We start from the raw sequence: 20,961 nt of genomic DNA, 5'->3' as shown, positions 1-20,961 counted from the left end.
CCTTTTCTTGAATCAAGATACAAAATATGGCGTGTAGCAGTTGTTCAACCGGCAAGGATGGACAACCGCGTGGTTGCAAGAACAATGGGACTTGCGGCACTGATGGTTGTAACAAGCTAACGGTCTTCGATTGGCTTTCCAATATGTCGTTGCCCAACGGTCAAAAATCTTTTGATTGCGTTGAGGTGCGTTTCAAGAACAGTAGAAAAGAATTTTATAGGAATGCGGACAATCTTCCATTATCCATAGGTGATGTTGTGGCTACCCAAGCCAAATCGGGTCATGATGTGGGCATGGTGACCCTTACCGGGGAATTGGTGCGTATCCAGATGAAACGAAAAAAGGTCGCAGCGGATGACAAAGCTCTCCCAAAAATCTACAGAAAAGCCACCCAAAGGGATATTGACATCTGGCAAAAGTGCAGAGACCGAGAAGAAGAAATTAAAAAACGATCTCGGGAAATTGCCATTTCACTAAAGCTGGAAATGAAACTCAGTGATGTTGAGTTTCAGGGTGATGGATCTAAGGCAACTTTTTACTACACGGCGGAAGATCGGGTCGATTTTAGACAATTGATCAAAGACATGGCCAAGGCTTTTGGCATTCGAATTGAAATGCGCCAAATAGGCTACCGCCAAGAAGCACAACGTTTAGGAGGCGTTGGTTCCTGTGGACGGGAACTTTGTTGCTCCACTTGGTTAACAGATTTTAGATCGGTAAGTACGGCATCTGCCAGATATCAGCAATTGGCATTGAACCCACAGAAATTGGCAGGTCAGTGTGGTAAACTAAAGTGCTGTCTAAACTATGAGTTGGATATGTACTTGGAAGCACTCAAAGGATTTCCGTCTCAAGACAGCAAGTTGTTGACCAAAAAAGGATTGGCCTTTTGTCAAAAAGTGGACATCTTTAAAGAAACGCTATGGTTTTCTTACAAGGACGACCCCGCCACATGGCATGCCCTGAACAAAGAACAGGTTTTGGAAATTCTTGAACTGAACAAGAAGAATGAAAAGGTTGATAGTCTAGAAGACTTTGCCCAAGAAAATATCGACGAAGAGAAAACAACATTTGAAAATGTTGTGGGGCAAGACAGTTTAACCCGGTTTGACAGGCCTAAAAAGAGACGAAAGAAAAAGCGCCGGAAAAAACCCAATCCAAAAGCATCCTCCAATGCGTAATGTCCTAATTTTTCTTGTATTTGCTATGGCTATGTCATCCTGCGATGATCAATTGGTGTTTTCCGAATACAAGCCCATAAACAAGGGGGAATGGAATATGGACTCTGAAGTGGAGTTTGAATTTTATGGGTTGGACTCGACGGTAACGCACAACATGTTCATCAACATAAGAAATGATGATTCTTTCCCGTTCAGCAATCTTTTCCTGATTACGGAATTGGAATCACCGGACGGGAACACCCTTAAAGACACCTTGGAGTACAGAATGGCCGAATCCACGGGGGAATGGTTGGGGAAAGGTCTTGGTGGTGTAAAAGAAAGTAAACTTTGGTTCCGTGAAAACATCGTTTTTCCAGATTCTGGCGTATATAAAGTGAACATTTCCCATGCCATGCGAAAAAATGGCGATGTGGAAGGCCTCCATACTTTAAAAGGAATTACAGATGTTGGTTTGGAAATTGAAAAAAGCACCCAATAAGCAATGACAAAAACAAAACAAAAAAAGCAGCAAGGCTTTTTTACCTACATTAAATGGTTTTGGATTCTATTTGGGTCCGGTGTTCTTATGGCCATATTAGTTTTTCTTTTAGCGTCATGGGGAGTTTTTGGTCCGATGCCCACATTTGAGCACTTGGAAAACCCAAACACCAATCTGGCAACAGAAATTATCTCCTCAGATGGTGAAACCTTGGGAAAATACTATTTGGATGACAATAGAACTCCGGTCGCATATGAAGAATTGCCCGAAAATTTGGTAAATGCCTTGGTGGCCACAGAAGATGCCCGGTATTTTCAACACTCAGGAATTGATGCTCGCGGTACATTGCGAGCCTTTATCTTTTTAGGCAGTAAGGGAGGCGCAAGTACCATATCCCAACAGCTGGCCAGACAGTTGTTTGTGGGGGTTCGTTCCAGAAACCTTTTTGAGGCCGTTACACAGAAAATCAAGGAATGGGTCATTGCAACCCGTTTGGAGAGAAACTATACCAAAGAGGAAATCATATCTATGTACCTCAACCAATATGATTTTCACTACAATGCCGATGGTATCCGTTCTGCGGCCAGAATTTATTTTGGAAAAGAACCCTCTGATTTAAGGACAGAAGAATCTGCGGTCTTAGTGGGAATGTTAAAGAACTCCTCACTTTATAATCCAATCCGTAGGGAAGAATTGGTCTTTAACCGAAGAAACACCGTATTGGCGCAAATGGCCAAATATGGCTATATCACCGAAACACAAAAAGATTCACTTCAAGGGCTGAAGATGAACATCAATTTTAATCCAGAATCACACCGTGAGGGATTGGCCACGTATTTTAGAATGCATTTGCAGCGTTTTCTAAATGGTTGGATTAAGGAAAACCCTAAACCAGATGGGGAAAAGTACAATATCTACCTGGATGGTCTAAAAGTCTATACCACCATCGATTCGCGTATGCAAAAGAATGCGGAAGAAGCGGTAGAGGCCCATATGAAAAATTTACAGGCTGAGTTCTTTCATCAGAATACTCCGGACAGAAACCCGACTGCCCCATTTTTGGACATTAGCAAAGGGGCCATTGATACGATTATGCGGAGTGCCATGAAGCGTTCGCCCAGATGGAAGAATTTAAAAAATGATGGTTTGTCTGAAGAAGCTATCGAAGCTTCCTTCCACGAGAAAACCGAAATGACGGTTTTTGATTGGAACAGTGATTCCTATGAAAAGGACACCATCATGACACCCTTGGATTCCATTCGGTATTACAAGACATTCCTTAGAACAGCTATGATGTCCATGGAACCACAGACTGGGCATGTAAAAGCTTGGGTCGGTGGTGTGGATTACAAGCACTTTCAGTATGATAATGTGATTCAAGGAACAAGACAGGCCGGGTCTACTTTTAAACCCTTTGTATATGCGGCGGCCATGGACCAATTAAGGTATTCTCCATGTTATACCCTACCCGATAATCAATATTGTATTGAACCCGGAAAACATGGAAATATAGATGCATGGTGCCCTAAAAACTCTGATGGAAAGTACTCTGGAGAGGACATGACCTTAAAAAGTGCCTTGGCCAATTCCGTGAACACCGTTACTGCCCAGTTAATAGACAGGGTAGGGCCAGGGTCAGTAGCCACCATAGCAAGGAATATGGGAATTACCCAAGAGATCCAGGAAGTACCTGCCATTGCATTGGGTACTCCCGATGTAAGCGTATACGAAATGGTGGGGGCCTTTGGAACATTTGCCAATCAAGGGGTGTATGTAAAGCCTGTTACAGTAACACGCATTGAAGATAAAAACGGAACGGTGCTGTATGAATACACTCCTGAAACAAAGGATGTACTTAGCAAAGATGTGGCCTATGCCATGATCAACCTTATGGAAGGGGTTACATTATATGGCTCTGGCGGTAGATTGCGCCATTCCTATGCCAAGAATCAGACCGTATATAAAGAAATCGTTACAGGATATCCTTACGAATTGACAAACCCGATTGCTGGTAAAACAGGAACTACCCAAAACCAAAGTGATGGATGGTTCATGGGGATGGTACCTAATTTGGTGACCGGTGTTTGGGTAGGTGGAGACGATAGGTCCATCCACTTTTCTAGACTTCTTTATGGCCAAGGGGCGTCCATGGCATTGCCTATTTGGGCAATTTATATGAAAAAGAATTATGAAAACGAGGAGCTGGGAATTTCAAAGGATGCCTTTGAAGAACCAGAGGAAATGTCCATAAATGTGGATTGTACCAAGCAAACCCAGGAAGAACAAGATGATTTGGATACCGAGGACGATTTAGAGGACATCGATTTTTGATCATCACATACTAAAAAAAGTAAGCCCCAAGTAGTATTGTCTTGGGGCTTTTTTATTTAAATCGTAATTTCAAGCAATCGGAAAAAGACAAGACATATGATCAATAAAACTGTTTCTAACGTCCAAGAAGCCTTAAAGGGTGTTGCTGATGGCATGACCTTTATGTTGGGTGGATTCGGGCTCTGCGGAATCCCGGAAAATGCAATCGCTGAACTGGTTCGATTAGGCATCAAGGATATTACTTGTATATCTAACAATGCAGGGGTAGATGATTTTGGACTGGGGCTTCTATTGCAAAAACATCAAATTAAAAAAATGATATCCTCCTATGTGGGTGAAAACGATGAGTTTGAACGTCAAATGTTAAGCGGGGAATTGGAAGTTGAATTGACCCCACAAGGCACTCTGGCTGAAAAATGTAGGGCCGCCCAAGCAGGCTTCCCAGCATTTTATACTCCTGCAGGATATGGCACCGAAGTGGCCAAAGGAAAGGAAACCCGCGAGTTTGATGGGAAAATGTATGTTCTGGAACCCGCATTTAAAGCCGATTTTTCCTTTGTAAAAGCTTGGAAAGGAGATGAGGCGGGTAATCTCATATTCAAGGGTACGGCCCGAAACTTTAACCCTTGCATGTGTGGGGCTGCCAAGATTACGGTTGCCGAAGTGGAAGAACTGCTTCCGGCAGGTAGTTTGGACCCCAATCAAGTTCATATCCCTGGAATATTTGTACAACGCATTTTCCAAGGAGAAAAATTTGAGAAGCGAATAGAGCAAAGAACGGTTAGGACAAAAAATTAGTTATGTTAGACAAAAACGGAATAGCAAAACGGATAGCAAGAGAGGTAAAGGATGGATATTATGTCAATTTAGGCATAGGCATTCCCACCTTGGTGGCCAATTTTGTACGGGACGATATCAGTGTGGAATTCCAAAGTGAGAATGGGGTTCTTGGTATGGGGCCTTTCCCTTTTGAAGGAGACGAGGATGCTGATATTATTAACGCAGGAAAACAGACCATAACCACATTGCCAGGAGCTTCTTTTTTTGACTCGGCATTGAGTTTTGGTATGATTAGGGGAAAACATGTGGACTTAACGATTTTGGGTGCCATGGAAGTAGCTGAGAACGGCGACATAGCGAACTGGAAAATACCAGGGAAAATGGTGAAGGGTATGGGCGGTGCCATGGATTTGGTAGCTTCGGCTGAAAATATCATCGTTGCCATGATGCATACCAACAGGGCTGGAGAGTCCAAGCTTTTAAAAAGGTGCACGCTGCCGCTTACTGGAGTGGGCTGTGTAAAAAAAATAGTGACCAATTTGGCGGTTCTTGAAGTTACTTCGGAAGGATTTAAACTACTAGAAAGGGCACCTGGGGTCACAGTCGATGACATTGTGAATGCTACCGAAGGGAAATTGATAGTGGAAAAAGAAATCCCGGAAATGAAGATTTAGCAAATATCATTCGATTTTTTACAACAAAAAAAACACGTTACACAACATAAGTTTTAGATTACCAATCATCGACTTTATATTTGGTTATATCGAATTTTTTACCCAAATTGACAACCGTAAAAACAGCACCATGGCAACCAAATTAAACCACACAACTATGGACGAAAGCGTTCAAGTTTACCGAAACGATTTTTTCACAGGATTTATGCTACTCATCAAAAAGCTATTCATGCTTTAGACTGACAATCCCCCCTGTAAAAATTTGGAGCCAACACATTGTTAGGCTCTTTTTTTTGCGATAATTTTACTACATGACCACAAAGAACCTATCCTTTCCATCATGTACATTATCTGATTTGGACACTTTGGTGCAAACATCAATAAGTACGTTCGTGGCCGCTTTCGAAAAGGACAACAACCCAAAAGACTTTCAGGACTATATTGACAACGCCTTTAATAAGGAAACACTTGCTGCTGAACTGGCAAATACAGATTCCCTGTTCCATTTTGCATATGACGGAGATATTTTGGTGGGCTATTTTAAATTAAACGTCGGCGGTGCCCAAACAGATGTGCACGACAAAAATGCCATGGAGATAGAACGTATCTATGTTTTGGGGGAACATCAGGGCAAGCAGATTGGTAGCCAAATGCTAAAGCAAATAATTTCCTTGGCAAGGGAGCACCAAAAGAAATACCTATGGCTTGGCGTGTGGGAGCACAACCCCAAGGCCATACGCTTTTACCAAAGACATGGCTTCCAAAAATTTGGGGAACACCCTTACCTTATTGGAAGCGATGAGCAGACCGATTGGCTTTTACGCTTAGAACTTTAACAATCCACCTAAAAACAGAATATCCCCTTCCGCCCTTAACTTAAAACCAATGGAGTTTTCAAATGCAGCATGGATAAGCAATGAAATTGCCAATGCATTTGATTTTGTAAGACTGTTGGTTCGGTACACAACATCCCTAATGGTTGAAAAACTCACTTTACTTTGGATAGCGATGTTTGCCAAATCATTTTTGGAGACGTTTCTGCGCAAAATTTCGGAAAGCCTTTCATCAATTGGTTTTCCATAGTCGTCCGTGGTAAAAATGTCATCACTTTTGATGACAAGGTTCAAATTGTTCCTTGACCCCATACTTAAATACTTTAAGGGATTAGTAATTATTTTATTGGGGTCTGATCCTATTTTCTATATTTGGCTTGTAACCCAATTACAGAAAAGTGGCGGAATCGCTGCGGCTATAGTGTATTGCGTAATAATTTTACACAATATAATAATTTTATGGTTATAATTAAACAATTAAGGCGCAAAAAGAAAATCAGCCAAACGCAATTAGGAGAAAAAATAGGGGTGAGCCTGCGTACCATACAGCTTTACGAGCGAAAGAACGCGAACATACCCATTAAAAATTTAACCAAGATTGCCCAATATTTTGATATGACCATCGCGGAACTTCATCTGCGGGAAATCAATGATCTGGGTGAAAATTATACCAAAGACCAACCCTTTACAAAGCACGGATGCGTTTTTTACCCCTTGGAACATGGCAAATATTTGGCAATGGCCCCTTTGGTTTTGGTGGAATGGTACAATAAATACATTGAGGCATTGGATAAGCCGGATAAGAATGATCCAAAAGTACCTTTTCAATCTGCATTTATTATTGACTCCGTGGCCAAAGAACCTCACCGTATTTTTGAAATTTCCGGAGACTCTATGAACGATGGTAGCATACATGCCATCCCCAATAAAGCTTTTGTACTAGGGTTAGGTCAAAAAAAGGAATGGCTGGTTAAAAATGATGATACACTTTGGAATAAGCCCTATGTTTTGGTATGCAAAGACCGGATTACCTGTAAGCAACTTACAGGATATCGCAAAGAAACCAAAGCTTTACAATGTCATAATCTAAATTCGTCCCCAGAATATCAGGATTTTGAGCTGCCGTTAGAAGATGTACTGCAGGTCTTTATGATTGTAAAAAAGCAGCTTTAGCCCTATAATACTCAAATTGAATTCAAGATTTGGCAAGCTTTATCCAAAACATCATTGGTCTTGGCGAAGCAAAACCGCAGAAATTTTTGGTCATAATCTGCTTTGCAAAATACAGAGACCGGAATACTGGCAAGCTTATGTTGTTTGATTAAACGTTCCGCAAAGACCGTATCTTTTTCGTCCGTGATATCGGAATACTCCAATAATTGAAAATACGTACCGCCTGAAGGAATCATTTTGAACCTAGAACCCTTTATACCTTTTAGGAAAACATCCCGTTTCTCCTGATAAAAGCTACCCAGGTTTACGTAATGCTTGGGGTCCTTTACATATTGTGCCAAAGCAACCTGCATGGCATGGTTGACCGAAAATACATTGAACTGATGTACTTTTTGAAACTCCTGCATCAAGGGTTTTGGGGCCACGCAATACCCCATTTTCCAACCCGTGGCATGAAACGTTTTTCCGAAGGAAGAGCAGATGACGGCTCTAGCTGCCAAATCGGGATATTTGGCCACACTTTGATGGGGCTTGCCATCAAAAACAATGTGTTCATAGACCTCATCACTCAACAAGATAATATTGGTATCCCTTAAAATATCCTGAAGCTGTACCATATCACTTTTGGACCAAATGGTACCGGTGGGATTGTGTGGGGTATTGATGATGACCATTTTGGTCTTGGGACTTATCGCTGATTTAAAAGCACTCCAATTCATTTTAAAATCATTTCCCTCCAGAACCACTGGGATACTTTTACCCCCAAAAAGCGTTATGGCCGGTTCGTAGCAATCAAAAGCGGGTTCTATGACAATGACCTCATCGTTTTGGCGTACAAAGGCGGCAATCGTCGTAAAAATGGCCTGTGTGGCTCCGGCCGTAGCGGTGATTTCAGATTCGGGATGGTAATAATGCCCATAGAGATGTTTAATTTTTTCTGAAATGGCTTCCCGAAGGGAAAGCACGCCCTGCATGGGGGCATATTGATTATGACCTTTTTTGAAAGCTTCACCCACAAGCTCCAACAGTTTAGGGGCCGGGTTAAAATTGGGAAATCCCTGGGATAGGTTAATGGCATTATGCTCTTGGGCCAATTGGCCAATGGTGGTAAAAATGGTGGTGCCTACCTGCGGCAATTTGGAGGATGGTTCAATCATTGGCGTCATGTTCTTTTAATGTGTCAAGCACTTTTTGCAAGCAACTTTCCAAGTCTTTTTTTACTTCGGTCTCCCAAAACCGAAACACGGTATAGCCCATTTTTTCCAAGGCTTCGTTGACCTCCTCGTCCCGTTGGATGTTGCGTTCAATTTTTGCGATCCAAAATTCGCGGTTGGTCTTGATTTTATGCTTGCGCTCCTCCCAGTTATAGCCATGCCAGAACTCTCCATCAATAAAGATGACCGTACTATACTTTTTTAAGGCGATATCCGGCTTTCCAATGAGTTTTTTGTAATCGATGCGGTATCGGTATCCCGCTGCCCATAAAGCTTTTCTAAAGGCAAGCTCTGGCTTGGTGTTCTTGCCGCGGATCTTGCCCATGATCTTGGAGCGTTCCGGAGTGGTATAAAACCCACTCTCCTCATTGAACCGAGGCACTTTGATACGCTGTGTGGGATACTTTTTGGACATCTTGGAATATACGAAGGTTTCGATCAAAAATAAACTGTTGAAATATCATTCTGAGCAAATGAAAGAATCGATTAGTGGACAACAAAATGGTTTGACACGAATATGTCATGTCGAGCGCAGTCGAGACACAATGTAAAATCCAATCACTCATATGAGATGCTGAAACGAGTTCAGCATGACGCGGGTGCGTCATTTCGAACTGTCAGATTTAGCGCAGTCAAAATCGAAGTGGGAAATCTCAAAAAGGATTAAAGATTTCTCAACCGTCATTTCATTCCTCATTTCGAAATGACATAAGTGGTGTGTGTTATTTTAACCTTGTCAGTATGGTCTCTAATGCGCTCGACTTGACAATATCCAAAGCAACAAAAAACCCAAACTCTTAAGAGTTTGGGTTTTTCCATATATGATGTCTATCACTTATCCCTTTAGGGTAGCGGATAAGTATTCACGGTTCATTCGTGCAATATTGGTCAAGGAAATCCCTTTGGGGCATTCCACTTCACAAGCTCCGGTGTTGGTACAGTTTCCAAAACCTTCCAAATCCATTTGGCGTACCATATTCTGAACACGTTCCACAGCCTCGACCCTTCCTTGGGGCAGGAGTGCAAATTGTGAAACCTTGGCAGAAGTGAACAACATGGCACTTGCATTTTTACAAGCGGCCACACAGGCACCACAACCAATACAGGTAGCGGCATCCATGGCCTCGTCTGCAGCATGCTTATTGATAGGAATGGCATTGGCATCCACGGTATTTCCAGAGGTGTTTACCGAGATATACCCCCCCGCTTGTTGGATACGGTCAAAAGAACTACGGTCCACGATCAAATCCTTGATTACCGGGAATGCTTTGGCACGGAACGGTTCGATTACAATGGTATCTCCATCATTGAACTTACGCATATGCAATTGGCAAGTGGTCACCAAGCGGTCTGGACCGTGAGGTTCGCCGTTGATCTGCAAGGAACAGGTTCCGCAGATACCTTCCCTACAATCATGATCGAACTCTACCGGTTCCTCACCTTTGGAAATCAATTCCTCGTTCAAGATGTCCAGCATTTCCAAGAAAGACATGTCCCCTTCTACACCGTCAAGCGTATAATCCACTATTTTTCCTGCTGAGGACGCGTCTTTTTGACGCCATATTTTTAAATATAATTTCATAGTTTCTTATTTGTAGGATCGTGTCTTCAGTTCAATGTTTTCATAAACCAAATCCTCTTTGTGCAATTTGGCATCTTTGGGCTCACCGGCAAACTCCCAAGCGGCCACATATTTAAAGTTCTTGTCGTCACGCAATGCCTCACCTTCTTCGGTTTGGTATTCCTCACGGAAATGTCCACCACAGGATTCGTTTCTGTGAAGGGCATCCTTGGCAAACAGTTCGCCCAATTCCAAGAAATCGGCCACCCGTCCGGCTTTTTCCAATTCTTGGTTTTTGGAATCGATGGTCCCGGGAACCTTTACGTTCTCCCAGAAATCCTTGCGCAAGTCGGAAATCTCCTTGACGGCCTCTTCCAGCTCTTTGGCGTTTCGGGCCATACCACATTTGTTCCACATGATCTTGCCCAACTTCTTGTGATAGTAGTCCACAGAATGGATTCCAGAACCACCCATCAGTTTTTCCATACGATCACGGACTTGCTTCTCCGCCTCATCGAAGGCTGCGGAGTCGGTCGGGATTTTTCCGGTACGGATATCATCGGACAAATAATCACCGATTGTATAAGGCAGTACAAAGTATCCATCGGCCAGACCTTGCATCAAGGCCGAAGCTCCCAATCGATTGGCACCGTGGTCGCTAAAGTTGGCCTCGCCAGCTGCGTAGCAACCTGGAATGGTGGTCTGGAGGTTGTAATCCACCCAAAGTCCACCCATGGTGTAGTGTACTGCAGGATAGATCATCATCGGGGTTTTATACGGATTCTGATCCACGATTTTTTCGTACATCTGGAACAGGTTTCCATATTTGGCTTCGATAACTTCCTCACCCAATTTTATGATGGTGGCCTCATCTGGATTTTTAAGTCCAGAGGTCAAGGCTTTTTCTTTTCCATATCGTTTAATGGCCGAAGCAAAATCCAAATACACGGCCTCTCCGGTCTTGTTCACACCAAATCCGGCATCGCAACGCTCCTTGGCAGCCCTTGAAGCCACATCACGGGGCACAAGGTTACCGAAAGCGGGATAGCGTCGCTCCAAATAGTAATCACGATCTTCTTCCGCAAGTTGCGTAGGCTTCAATTTCCCTTCACGGATGGCCACGGCATCTTCCATTTTCTTGGGCACCCAAATACGACCATCGTTTCGTAGGGATTCGGACATCAAGGTCAATTTGGATTGATGCTCCCCCGAAACCGGAATACAGGTCGGGTGGATTTGTGTAAAACATGGGTTGGCAAAGAAAGCCCCTTTTCGGTGTGCTCTCCAAGCCGCCATTACGTTACTTCCCATGGCGTTTGTGGATAGGAAAAACACATTTCCATATCCTCCAGTGGCCAAAACCACGGCATGGGCACTGTGTCGTTCAATTTCCCCACTTACCAAATCCCGGGCGATGATACCACGCGCTTTGCCATCCACTAGGACCAAGTCCATCATCTCATGGCGATTATACGCTTGGATCTTACCCCGATTGATTTGTCGGTTCATGGCCGAATAGGCCCCTAAAAGCAACTGTTGCCCAGTCTGGCCTTTCGCATAAAAAGTTCTTGAAACCAATACCCCTCCAAAGGAGCGGTTGTCCAAAAGCCCTCCATATTCACGGGCAAAAGGAACCCCTTGGGCCACACATTGGTCAATAATGTTTCCAGATACTTCGGCCAATCGGTATACGTTGGCTTCACGGGAACGGTAATCCCCTCCTTTGATGGTGTCGTAGAAAAGGCGATAGTTACTGTCACCATCCCCTTGATAGTTTTTTGCCGCGTTAATTCCTCCCTGAGCAGCAATGGAGTGTGCCCTACGTGGGGAATCTTGATAGCAGAAAGTCTTTACGTTGTAACCCAACTCGGCCAAGGTGGCGGCAGCCGCACCTCCAGCCAATCCTGTTCCAACCACAATAACATCGATGTTCCTTTTGTTGGCGGGATTTACAAGATTGATATCGTTCTTATGTTTGGTCCATTTATCGGCCAAAGGCCCAGATGGAATTTTAGAATCCATTATGCCCATACTTAATGTGTTACTGGGTTAAGGTGGTGATACAGGGCGATGAAAGCAAAGCCCAAAGGAATGACCACCGAAAATATTTTTGCAAATGTCTTGATACCCGGAGTGTACTTGTTGTTCAATCCCATACTCTGGAAAGAAGAAGCAAAGCCATGCCATAGGTGAAGACCCAAAAGGAAAAATGAAACGATGTAGATGATGGTCCTCCAGAAAGGAGCGAACTTCTCTACGGTTTCATGGTAATAACGCGTTGGGTCCTCAGGAGAAACCTCTATGTATTTGTAGGCCATTTCATGAACCCAAAAATCATAAAAGTGGAGTGCCAAAAAAGCCAAGATCACCAATCCGGAATAGATCATGTTTCTGGACACCCATGGCGCGTTGGCACTTCCCTTGTATTTCACATAACTGCCGCCCCTTGCTTTTTTGTTCTGGATCTCTAAGGCAAAACCCATGACAAAATGGATGATCACCCCCGCAATCAGAACGGGCTGAAGAACAAATTGAACCAATGGATTGTATCCCATAAAATGGGACCAAGCATTAAAGGTTTCAGGGTCTAGGACCGAGGTAATGTTAATGGTAAAATGTTGTGTAAGAAAAACAACCAAAAAAAGACCCGAAAGCGCCATCACAACTTTTCGGGCAATTGAAGATTTTATCAATCCACTCATCAGTGCTGGTTTTGAGACAAATTTACAGCACGGACGAGTTTTTAACAAGCTTTCAACATTGGAAAACAGCTTATTTAGATTGATTTTAAGCTGTTGGATTCCCAACGATAGAAATGACGAATACTATAAAATAATCCAGGGTTACGTTTTCAAAACCTTATCCAGACATTAAGTCTGAAAATTTTGACCGATATTACCGATAATTACCAACCGAAACCTTATCATGGACATTGCCATTTTATCCGTTAGCCTCAATGTGCATTCCACCAGGAGAATAGCACAGGAGGCCCAAAATGCAGGACATTATGTGGAAATGATCGATCATACCCGATGTTCGGTACAGTTGGGCACGGACAAACCCAAGATTTATTTGGATGCGGAGGATATTACCGATGAGTTCGATGCCATTATTCCCCGTATTGGTACAACGGTGACCCGGCATGGCGCTGCCATTGTGAAGCAATTTGAGATGAACGATATCTTCAGTACAGCAAGGTCCTTGGGAATAACCCGGGCCCGCAACAAGGTGCGGACCCTCCAGATCATGTCCAGAAAGGGAATCCCTATTCCTGAAACCGTATTTTCCATCAACCCCCATAATGTTGAGGAGCAGATCAAGTTTTTGGGTGGCGGTACGGTCATCATAAAATTGCAGGAAGGCACCCAAGGCAAGGGGGTGATGTTGGCCGAGAGTAAAAAATCCGCCAAGTCCATCATAGATACGCTTTACAATATGAATACCAGTATCTTATTGCAGGAATATATTGAGGAAGCCCATGGGGAGGATCTTCGAATCATTGTGGTGGGAAACAAAGTGGTGGCCAGCATGAAGCGGATCAGCAATATCGATGATTTTAGGTCCAATGTGCACCGTGGTGCGGAAACTGAAGCCGTCCAGTTGACCCCAAAAGAAAAATATATTGCCCTCAATGCAACCAAATACTTGGGTCTTGGAGTTGCTGGAGTAGATCTTATCCGTTCCAAAAAGGGGCCTTTGTTGATAGAGGTAAATGCCTCTCCGGGATTAAAGGGCATAGAGGCTGCCACAAACGTGAACGTGGCCAAGCACATCATCCAATATGTGGAAAAAAATGGACGTAGAAAAAGATAACAAGACCATCACCATAAACGGGGAAAGCATAGCTCCCGGGGAACAAAAATCCGTTGCGTTGAACATAGCCCGTTTGCCCACGGGAACGCTGATCGATATTCCCGTACATGTGTTCAATGGAAAAAAGGCAGGGCCAACCGTATTGGTACAAGCTGGATTGCACGGTGATGAAATCAACGGGGTGGAAACTTTAAGGCGAATGCTTCAAGAAAAGAAGTTCAATGTGAAAAAGGGGGCGGTAATGGTGGTCCCCATTCTCAATATTTTTGGATTTATCCATTTTTCAAGGGATGTGCCGGATGGCAAGGATGTGAACCGCAGTTTTCCAGGACGCAAAACAGGGTCACTGGCCAGCAGGATTGCCCATACCTATGCCTCCCAGCTATTGCCACAAGTGGATTTTGGGATTGACCTGCATACCGGGGGAAGCCAACGCCATAATCATCCCCAAGCACGCTATACCCAAGAAGACCCCAAAAGTAAAATGCTGGCGGAATCCTTCGGGGCGCCATTTCATTTTGCCTCCAAACTGATAACAGGGTCTTTTCGGAAGACGACTTTTAAAATGGGCATACCCACCATGGTGTATGAAGCAGGGGAGAGCATGCGGTTTGACGAAAATGCCATTGCGTTTGGCATGCAAGGGATTCAAAATGTAATGAATGGCCTGAACATGTTTGCCAAAAGTGAACCAAAAGAAGAAAAGCAATCGGTCCACTTGGAGTATACCCGATGGGTAAGGGCGCCAAGGGCAGGGATGTTCATACCAGAGATTGCGAATGGACAATCGATTAAAAAGGGAGAAGTTTTGGGACTGATTACGGATACCTATGCGAAAAAGAACAAAAAAATCAAGGCGCCATTTGATGGTTATGTGCTTTGTATCAACCACCAAGCAGTGGTGAACCAAGGAGATGCCCTATTTCATTTGGGGTGTTAGACCTTTCTTCTCCTCTTCAATTTTGGAAAGACTCCATGCAATGGCACTTTCCAAATCTTCAAACTGGCGAATTTTTTCCTTGAAGAAAAGTCGCTCCAAAACAATGCTGGACAAACCACCTTTGTCATAGCTCACAATGGAATAGTACTTGAGTTGATGTCGATTTCTATAAAACTTCAACCAATCCGTGGGGACAACAGAGTAAGGGTTGATGCGATTGGAAATGTAGGCAACGGGTTCATCCCTCCCAATGATTTCGTAGGCAATGTCTATGATTTTTTTGGCCATGGACCAGTTAAAGACCACTCCTTCCTTGATTTCAGAAATGACCAATCCATCAAAGAAATAGAAAATCCCGAACTCACATTCCCGTATTTCACGGATGTTCTTAAAAAAGTCTATGTTCTTGACGGTTTTCTGCATGCCAAAAAAACTTGGACCGTAAAATTAATCAATCCCAAGACGTATTCCGACACCGTTTTATGAACAATTTTTTTTAATCTAAAAAGGCTTTTATATATAGGTCAACCACCATTTCTCCCTATGGTTGGTCTTATAATCATTATACCAACTACAAATAGGATACAAGGCCAAAGTCAGAAGAATCCAAATGAGATATACCACCCACAGACTGAACCCATATCCCCTCAATTGAGGTTGCAAGGTGACCCATAGATCGATGACCATATCGGAAAAACTGAACCCGGTAAAGATGGCAGCAAATACGGCCAATATATGGATCACATAAATATGGACGATGTAAAAAAACATGGGCACCCGACCAATGACCACCAATTTTTGGGTCCAGCGGTTTTGCCAGTTTTCCACCAAGCCCAAAAAAATGAGGGAAGGACCAAGGGTGATTAATAAGTAAAGCAAGGATGGGGGGTATTTGGTTACATTAAAAAAGGAGGCTATGGTTAGCCCAATACTATCTTGTCCTGCCCAAAGGTAAGGGTCGCCATAGGTGTTGAAGGCCCTCAGCGCAAAAAATATCAGAACCATCCCAGCACCCAGCTGGAACAACCTTTTAATCCGAAACTTGGAATCAAAGGAAGGTAAATAGAAGCTTCCAAAATAATATCCGAGGGGCATTACAAATATCCAAGGAATCATAGGGTATCCTACAAAGACTTGGAAACTACCCAAATCCACTAAATTGAATACATGCAATAACGACCATAGGATTGAGGTCGTTGGGTCGGTTGGAGCAACGGAGTCCAACAGGTTATGACCAAAAATGACAATAAGGGATACTGCAACCATAAGCTTTTTGGGAAGATGGATAAATCCGGCCAAAAATATCATGCTTATGCCCAATACCCAGATTACCTGAAGAAGAACGATGGAATAGTCCAGCTTGAACATCCATGCCAATTTTATGACGGTGAACTCAGCGATCACCAACCAAAGTCCACGTTTCAACAACCATGTGGAGAGCGCTTTTTTAGTGATGCGCTGTCCTACAAAAAAAGCTGAGGTGCCCGCCAAGAAAACAAAGACCGGAGCACAAAAATGGGTAACGAACCGGGTCCAGAATAAAGGAACATTGGTTTGGGACATGTCCGTTGGATCAAAGAAATAAGCATCGAAATGAAAATAATCACGGACATGGTCCAATGCCATAATGACCATGACAAGTCCTCGGAGCATGTCAATGGATTTGATTCGGTTTTTTCGGTTGGTCTGCATGATGATGTGTGTTGATGGTTGTTTTTATCAAAAGGAATAACCTTCTGTACAAGTGTCTATTAGCATCACCAAATTACGCAAAAGCCTTGGAAGAAAATAACCCGAAAATTGCTTTGTTTCATGAAACTGTGAATTCCTCCGTCATCGTACGGCTCATTTTTCCATATTCTTCAATTGAATCCCCAATGCTTTGGTGGAAAGCTGCACTTCCAACAGGGACAGGAGCAGGGAAATGACCAAAAAGACCAGACTGACCCCAAAGATGACATTGGCCCAAACGTTCAGTTCCACATAGATGAGGAACATGGTCACCGCCGCCAACAAAAAGCTTATGATGGCTGTGGCCTGCATGTTTTTGATAATCCCCAAACGTTTTCTGAGCTGGTGAATCTGTTGTTTCAAGGGCTGGGCCGAGGTTTCCTCAAACTGTTTGTGCAACTGTCGGATCAGTGCCGCAATGGCCAAATATCGGGCATTGTAGGCCAACATGGTCAGGGAAATGGCCGGAAACAAGAGGGCGGGGATGCTTAGGTTGAGCTGCATGGATTTTATTTTAACGGGAAGGTATGAATTTGTCTTCGGGAACACAATTACCTACATTTGGACAAATCCTTTTTTGACATGAAATACTTTCCCATTGACCAGAATCTATTCATTAAGAACCGCAAGAAATTTATGGCGCAGATGAAGCCCAAAAGTATTGCGGTGTTCAATTCCAACGATGTCTATCCCATTGGGGCGGACAGTACCATGCCCTTTGAGCAGGCGAGGGATATTTTTTACTTGAGTGGAGCGGATCAAGAGGAAACCATTCTGCTACTTTTTCCGGATGCCTTGGACAAAAAACACAGGGAGATCCTCTTTGTGAGGGAGACCAATGAACATATTGCGGTTTGGGAAGGGGCGAAGCTCACCAAAGAACAGGCTACCGCCGTATCAGGAATTGAGACTGTATACTGGCTCACGGATTTTGACAAGGTCTTTTTTGATTTGATGACCGAAGCGGATACCATTTATTTCAATACCAATGAGCATTACCGTCAGTCTGTGGAGACCCAGACCCGGGAAGACCGTTTCATCCAAAAATGTAAACAGGACTTTCCTGCCCATCAATGGGCGAAGAGCAATCCAATCTTACAGGAGATTCGAGGGGTAAAGGAACCAGAGGAAATCGCGTTGATGCAGACCGCTTGTGACATCACCGAAAAAGGTTTCCGAAGGATTTTGGGGTTTGTGAAACCCGGTGTTTGGGAGTATGAAATGGAAGCGGAGTTCCTCCATGAGTTTATACGGAACCGTTCCAAAGGGTTTGCCTACACACCTATCATTGCATCAGGCGCCAATGCCAATGTGCTCCACTATGTGGAAAACAACCAGCAGGTGAAGGATGGGGATATGATCTTGATGGATTTGGCCGCGGAATATGCCAATTACTCCAGTGACCTTACCCGGACCATACCCGCCAATGGAAGATTCACCGACCGTCAAAAAGCAGTGTACAGTGCGGTACTCAGGGTAAAGGACCAAGCCACTAAGATGTTGGTGCCTGGAACTCTTTGGGCCGAATACCATAAAGAAGTGGGCAAAATTATGACCTCGGAATTGTTGGGTCTTGGACTTTTGGATAAAGCTGATGTGCAGAACGAAGACCCCAAATGGCCCGCCTACAAAAAGTACTTCATGCACGGTACCAGCCACCATATTGGGTTGGATACCCATGACTATGGCGAATTGAAAACGCCTATGAAGGCCAATATGGTCTTTACGGTGGAACCTGGCATCTATATCCCAAAAGAGGGAATGGGTATCCGTTTGGAGGACGATGTAGTCATCCAGGAAAAAGGAGAGCCGTTCAATTTGATGCGCAACATCCCCATTGAAATTGAAGAAATAGAGGAGTTGATGAATGCCTGATGGACTTCCTAAGGAAACATATTGAAGAAGTAGTTGAATTGACTGACGAAGAATTCGGTTTTATTCAAAGTCATTTTGGCCATATCCAAAAAAGAAAGCACCAATATCTTGTTCAGGAAGGCGATATTGTGGACAAGGAATATTGGGTGGTGAAAGGATGTGTGAAAAGCTATTTTTTGGATGATGATGGCAAAGAGCACATTTTAAGGTTTGGAATGGAAAATTGGTGGATTACGGATTACGAATCCTTTGTAAAACGTACTCCCTCAAGGATGTCCATAGATTGCATTGAGGACACCGACCTTCTGTACATCACATACGAGAATAGGGAAAAGCTAACGAGCCAAATGCATAAGATGGAGCGTTTTTGGGCCAAGAAGAGCAAGAACGGAACGGTTGCCATGCAAAACCGGATTTTATCGCTTTTAAAAAATTCTGCCAAAGAACGATACGACCTCTTGTTGGAAGAGTATCCCAGTCTTTTTCAACGTGTTCCGAAGAAACTGATCGCAGCTTATCTTGGGGTTTCCCGCGAGACACTCAGCCGACTGCATCCTTAACTGTCACAGTATTATAACTTTAGTGTGACCTATATCACACCAAATATGTGATATAGGTCTTTTTACGTCTTTACCTTTCCATAGACCTTTGTATGGTACTAATTTAAAAATGAATGTTATGCCATACGTTAACATTAAGGTCACCGATGAACAGGTGACCAAAGCACAAAAACAGCAATTGATAGAAGGAGTAACCCAATTGCTCGTAGAAGTTCTCCACAAGAACCCACAGACCACCCATGTGGTCATCGATGAGGTATCGGTGGACAATTGGGGCCATAATGGGAGACAATACTCGGAAACCAAAAAACAGAACGCATGAAAGGCAAGACCATAATTATTACAGGAGCCTCATCAGGTTTAGGAAAGGAAACGGCTCGCTATTTTATTGAAAAGGGGAGCAATGTGGTCATGAACTCTTCCAACGAGGAGTATCTTGAAAATGCATATCGCTCGCTTGGAAGCCCATCGCAGGCAATCTATTTTGCCGGGGATATCAGCAAGCGTGAAACTGGAAAAAAATTGGCAGGAATAGCCTTGGAAAAATTTGGTTCTGTTGATGTCCTTATCAATAATGCTGGAATTTTTTCCCCCAAACCCTTCCTTGATGTCAAGGAGGATGAACTGGAGCATTTCTGGAAGGTAAACCTCATGGGAACCTATATCGCATCCCAAGAAGTCATCCCCCACATGATAAAACAGGGAGGAGGCTACATCATCAACATAGGAACGGTATTGGTAGACCATGCCATTGATGGGTTTCCGGCCACGGCACCACTTACCAGCAAAGGGGCCATACATGCCCTTACGCGACAATTGGCCGCTGAGTTTGGAAAACAGAACATACGGGTAAACACTATAGCTCCGGGCATCATCAGAAGCCCATTGCAAGGTAAAATAGGAGTGGAGGATGCCGATAGCTTGGCTGGCCTACACCTGCTGAACCGGATTGGGGAGGCGCATGAGGTTGCAGAGGCGGCCTACTATTTGGCTTCGGCAGATTTTATTACGGGGGAGACCATTAACGTTGCAGGCGGACATACAGTGGGGCATGCCATTTAAAGAAAGGATGATGTATAAAGAAAGTAGAGAATCAATTGAACAGCTGATCACCGATTACTTTGATGGTATCTTCAACGGAGATGTGGACAAGTTGGATGCATGTTTTCATGAAAACACCCACCTCTATGGCGATATAAAAGGGGTGGACTACCTAAAGAGCAAACAGGAATATTTGGAAACGGTGAAAAACCGCCAAAGTCCAAATGCATTGGGAGAGGAATTTCAAATGTCGGTCATTGGCCTCGAGATAATAGGCAAGATAGCCATGGCCAAACTGCATGTGCCTTTTTCTGGCTATAATTATTACGATTACCTCTCCTTGTCCCAGATAGACGGAAGCTGGAAAATTGTAAACAAAGTTTTTATCCATGTGTAAGATGAGATAATTAAACTGAGGATGTAATGGATATTGGGGCGGCCTTGAAGATGCAATTAGAGCTGCCCCCAATGTTTTATATCGTATTTTAGCGGGGAAATTTTTTTGACTTCTACCCAAGTGACCATGAAACCACTTTTCCTAATACTCCTGCAAGCCGATATAGAAAAGAAAATACAGGAAGCGCCGGACAGCGCCTATGAAATTGGGGTTGTGATTGGGAGTTATTTGCCCTTTGTGATTCTAATAGGAATTGCTTATGCTCTCTATTATTACAATAAGAAGAAGCGGGGTTCGGAATAATTCCTCTCTTTTTTTAAAAACTTTTATCAATTGGTATGGATTAACGGATGGTCAGGATATATTCAACCATTTTGCA

24 protein-coding genes are annotated in these 20,961 nt (G+C 43.5%); 15 read left to right on the top strand and 9 right to left on the bottom strand.

Annotated features, from left to right (window positions below):
• Nucleotides 1-26: 26 nt before the first annotated feature.
• The 6 genes from ACP14V_RS16440 (at nt 27) to ACP14V_RS16415 (ending at nt 6,280) form a co-directional block, all read left to right on the top strand.
• A complete protein-coding gene (locus ACP14V_RS16440) occupies nt 27-1,181 on the top strand; it encodes a PSP1 domain-containing protein (protein WP_136564965.1) in 1,155 nt (384 codons plus the stop codon).
• Complete coding sequence (locus tag ACP14V_RS16435; protein WP_272609014.1) at nt 1,174-1,659, top strand: gliding motility lipoprotein GldH; 486 nt, start codon at nt 1,174-1,176, stop codon at nt 1,657-1,659. The genes ACP14V_RS16440 and ACP14V_RS16435 overlap by 8 nt, the downstream gene beginning before the upstream one ends.
• Before the next feature lie 3 nt (nt 1,660-1,662).
• The gene (locus tag ACP14V_RS16430; protein WP_136564963.1) at nt 1,663-3,990 is read left to right on the top strand and encodes a penicillin-binding protein 1A; all 2,328 of its coding nucleotides are present in this window, start codon (nt 1,663-1,665) and stop codon (nt 3,988-3,990) included.
• A gap of 96 nt (nt 3,991-4,086) precedes the next feature.
• Nucleotides 4,087-4,788: a CoA transferase subunit A gene (locus ACP14V_RS16425; RefSeq protein ID WP_272609013.1), complete on the top strand. Its 702-nt coding sequence runs from the start codon at nt 4,087-4,089 to the stop codon at nt 4,786-4,788.
• 2 nt (nt 4,789-4,790) lie between these two features.
• Complete coding sequence (locus ACP14V_RS16420; protein ID WP_136564961.1) at nt 4,791-5,444, top strand: 3-oxoacid CoA-transferase subunit B; 654 nt, start codon at nt 4,791-4,793, stop codon at nt 5,442-5,444.
• Between the two features lie 311 nt (nt 5,445-5,755).
• Nucleotides 5,756-6,280, top strand: coding sequence for a GNAT family N-acetyltransferase (locus tag ACP14V_RS16415; RefSeq protein ID WP_136564960.1), 525 nt, complete (start codon nt 5,756-5,758; stop codon nt 6,278-6,280).
• Here ACP14V_RS16415 and ACP14V_RS16410 read toward each other — a convergent pair.
• Entirely contained in the window at nt 6,269-6,589 is a 321-nt protein-coding gene (locus ACP14V_RS16410; RefSeq protein ID WP_136564959.1) for a hypothetical protein, read from the bottom strand. The two genes, ACP14V_RS16415 and ACP14V_RS16410, sit on opposite strands and share 12 nt — an antisense overlap.
• 147 nt (nt 6,590-6,736) lie before the next feature.
• On the opposite strand from ACP14V_RS16410, the gene ACP14V_RS16405 reads away from it, so the two are divergent.
• Nucleotides 6,737-7,450, top strand: coding sequence for a helix-turn-helix domain-containing protein (locus ACP14V_RS16405; protein WP_272609012.1), 714 nt, complete (start codon nt 6,737-6,739; stop codon nt 7,448-7,450).
• Nucleotides 7,451-7,461: 11 nt separating this feature from the next.
• Here the strand turns inward: ACP14V_RS16405 and ACP14V_RS16400 are convergent, their stop codons facing one another.
• From ACP14V_RS16400 to ACP14V_RS16380, 5 genes are all read right to left on the bottom strand, one after another.
• Nucleotides 7,462-8,607, bottom strand: a complete 1,146-nt coding sequence (locus ACP14V_RS16400) for a methionine aminotransferase (protein WP_409557920.1) — start codon at nt 8,605-8,607, stop codon at nt 7,462-7,464.
• Complete coding sequence (locus ACP14V_RS16395; protein ID WP_313791637.1) at nt 8,600-9,106, bottom strand: very short patch repair endonuclease; 507 nt, start codon at nt 9,104-9,106, stop codon at nt 8,600-8,602. Before ACP14V_RS16395 ends, ACP14V_RS16400 begins: the two co-directional genes overlap by 8 nt.
• Before the next feature lie 393 nt (nt 9,107-9,499).
• Nucleotides 9,500-10,246, bottom strand: coding sequence for a succinate dehydrogenase/fumarate reductase iron-sulfur subunit (locus tag ACP14V_RS16390; RefSeq protein WP_116216756.1), 747 nt, complete (start codon nt 10,244-10,246; stop codon nt 9,500-9,502).
• A 6-nt stretch (nt 10,247-10,252) separates the two neighbouring features.
• Nucleotides 10,253-12,256, bottom strand: a complete 2,004-nt coding sequence (locus ACP14V_RS16385; protein WP_272609011.1) for a fumarate reductase/succinate dehydrogenase flavoprotein subunit — start codon at nt 12,254-12,256, stop codon at nt 10,253-10,255.
• A gap of 2 nt (nt 12,257-12,258) precedes the next feature.
• Nucleotides 12,259-12,927, bottom strand: coding sequence for a succinate dehydrogenase cytochrome b subunit (locus tag ACP14V_RS16380; protein ID WP_136564955.1), 669 nt, complete (start codon nt 12,925-12,927; stop codon nt 12,259-12,261).
• 223 nt (nt 12,928-13,150) lie between these two features.
• Here ACP14V_RS16380 and ACP14V_RS16375 point away from each other — a divergent pair, with 223 nt between their 5' ends.
• Nucleotides 13,151-14,038, top strand: coding sequence for a RimK family alpha-L-glutamate ligase (locus tag ACP14V_RS16375; protein WP_272609010.1), 888 nt, complete (start codon nt 13,151-13,153; stop codon nt 14,036-14,038).
• On the top strand, nt 14,019-14,978 hold the full coding sequence (locus tag ACP14V_RS16370) for a succinylglutamate desuccinylase/aspartoacylase family protein (protein ID WP_272609009.1): 960 nt from the start codon (nt 14,019-14,021) through the stop codon (nt 14,976-14,978). The genes ACP14V_RS16375 and ACP14V_RS16370 overlap by 20 nt, the downstream gene beginning before the upstream one ends.
• Here ACP14V_RS16370 and ACP14V_RS16365 read toward each other — a convergent pair.
• The 3 genes from ACP14V_RS16365 to ACP14V_RS16355 form a co-directional block, all read right to left on the bottom strand.
• A complete protein-coding gene (locus ACP14V_RS16365) occupies nt 14,958-15,401 on the bottom strand; it encodes a hypothetical protein (RefSeq protein ID WP_136564952.1) in 444 nt (147 codons plus the stop codon). The two genes, ACP14V_RS16370 and ACP14V_RS16365, sit on opposite strands and share 21 nt — an antisense overlap.
• Nucleotides 15,402-15,491: 90 nt before the next feature.
• Complete coding sequence (locus tag ACP14V_RS16360; protein WP_272609008.1) at nt 15,492-16,670, bottom strand: DUF1624 domain-containing protein; 1,179 nt, start codon at nt 16,668-16,670, stop codon at nt 15,492-15,494.
• A gap of 153 nt (nt 16,671-16,823) precedes the next feature.
• Complete coding sequence (locus ACP14V_RS16355) at nt 16,824-17,213, bottom strand: DUF2721 domain-containing protein (protein WP_272609007.1); 390 nt, start codon at nt 17,211-17,213, stop codon at nt 16,824-16,826.
• A gap of 78 nt (nt 17,214-17,291) precedes the next feature.
• Here ACP14V_RS16355 and ACP14V_RS16350 point away from each other — a divergent pair, with 78 nt between their 5' ends.
• The 6 genes from ACP14V_RS16350 (at nt 17,292) to ACP14V_RS16325 (ending at nt 20,885) form a co-directional block, all read left to right on the top strand.
• Nucleotides 17,292-18,584, top strand: a complete 1,293-nt coding sequence (locus ACP14V_RS16350; RefSeq protein ID WP_272609006.1) for an aminopeptidase P family protein — start codon at nt 17,292-17,294, stop codon at nt 18,582-18,584.
• Entirely contained in the window at nt 18,584-19,144 is a 561-nt protein-coding gene (locus tag ACP14V_RS16345; RefSeq protein ID WP_272609005.1) for a Crp/Fnr family transcriptional regulator, read from the top strand. The genes ACP14V_RS16350 and ACP14V_RS16345 overlap by 1 nt, the downstream gene beginning before the upstream one ends.
• A gap of 118 nt (nt 19,145-19,262) precedes the next feature.
• Entirely contained in the window at nt 19,263-19,466 is a 204-nt protein-coding gene (locus ACP14V_RS16340; RefSeq protein ID WP_136564947.1) for a tautomerase family protein, read from the top strand.
• Nucleotides 19,463-20,206 (top strand): SDR family NAD(P)-dependent oxidoreductase, encoded by a 744-nt coding sequence (locus ACP14V_RS16335; RefSeq protein ID WP_272609004.1) that lies wholly within the window; start codon nt 19,463-19,465, stop codon nt 20,204-20,206. Before ACP14V_RS16340 ends, ACP14V_RS16335 begins: the two co-directional genes overlap by 4 nt.
• Nucleotides 20,196-20,582 (top strand): nuclear transport factor 2 family protein, encoded by a 387-nt coding sequence (locus tag ACP14V_RS16330; protein WP_272609003.1) that lies wholly within the window; start codon nt 20,196-20,198, stop codon nt 20,580-20,582. The genes ACP14V_RS16335 and ACP14V_RS16330 overlap by 11 nt, the downstream gene beginning before the upstream one ends.
• Before the next feature lie 126 nt (nt 20,583-20,708).
• Nucleotides 20,709-20,885 carry a hypothetical protein gene (locus tag ACP14V_RS16325; protein ID WP_272609001.1) on the top strand — a complete coding sequence of 59 codons (177 nt, stop codon included), beginning with the start codon at nt 20,709-20,711 and terminating at the stop codon, nt 20,883-20,885.
• Nucleotides 20,886-20,961 lie beyond the last annotated feature (76 nt).

It is taken from the genome of Flagellimonas alvinocaridis (assembly GCF_965248585.1).
GTDB classification, from domain to species: domain Bacteria; phylum Bacteroidota; class Bacteroidia; order Flavobacteriales; family Flavobacteriaceae; genus Flagellimonas; species Flagellimonas alvinocaridis.
Note: the sequence above shows the minus strand (reverse complement) of the source record. Positions and strands in the feature narration are given on the sequence as shown.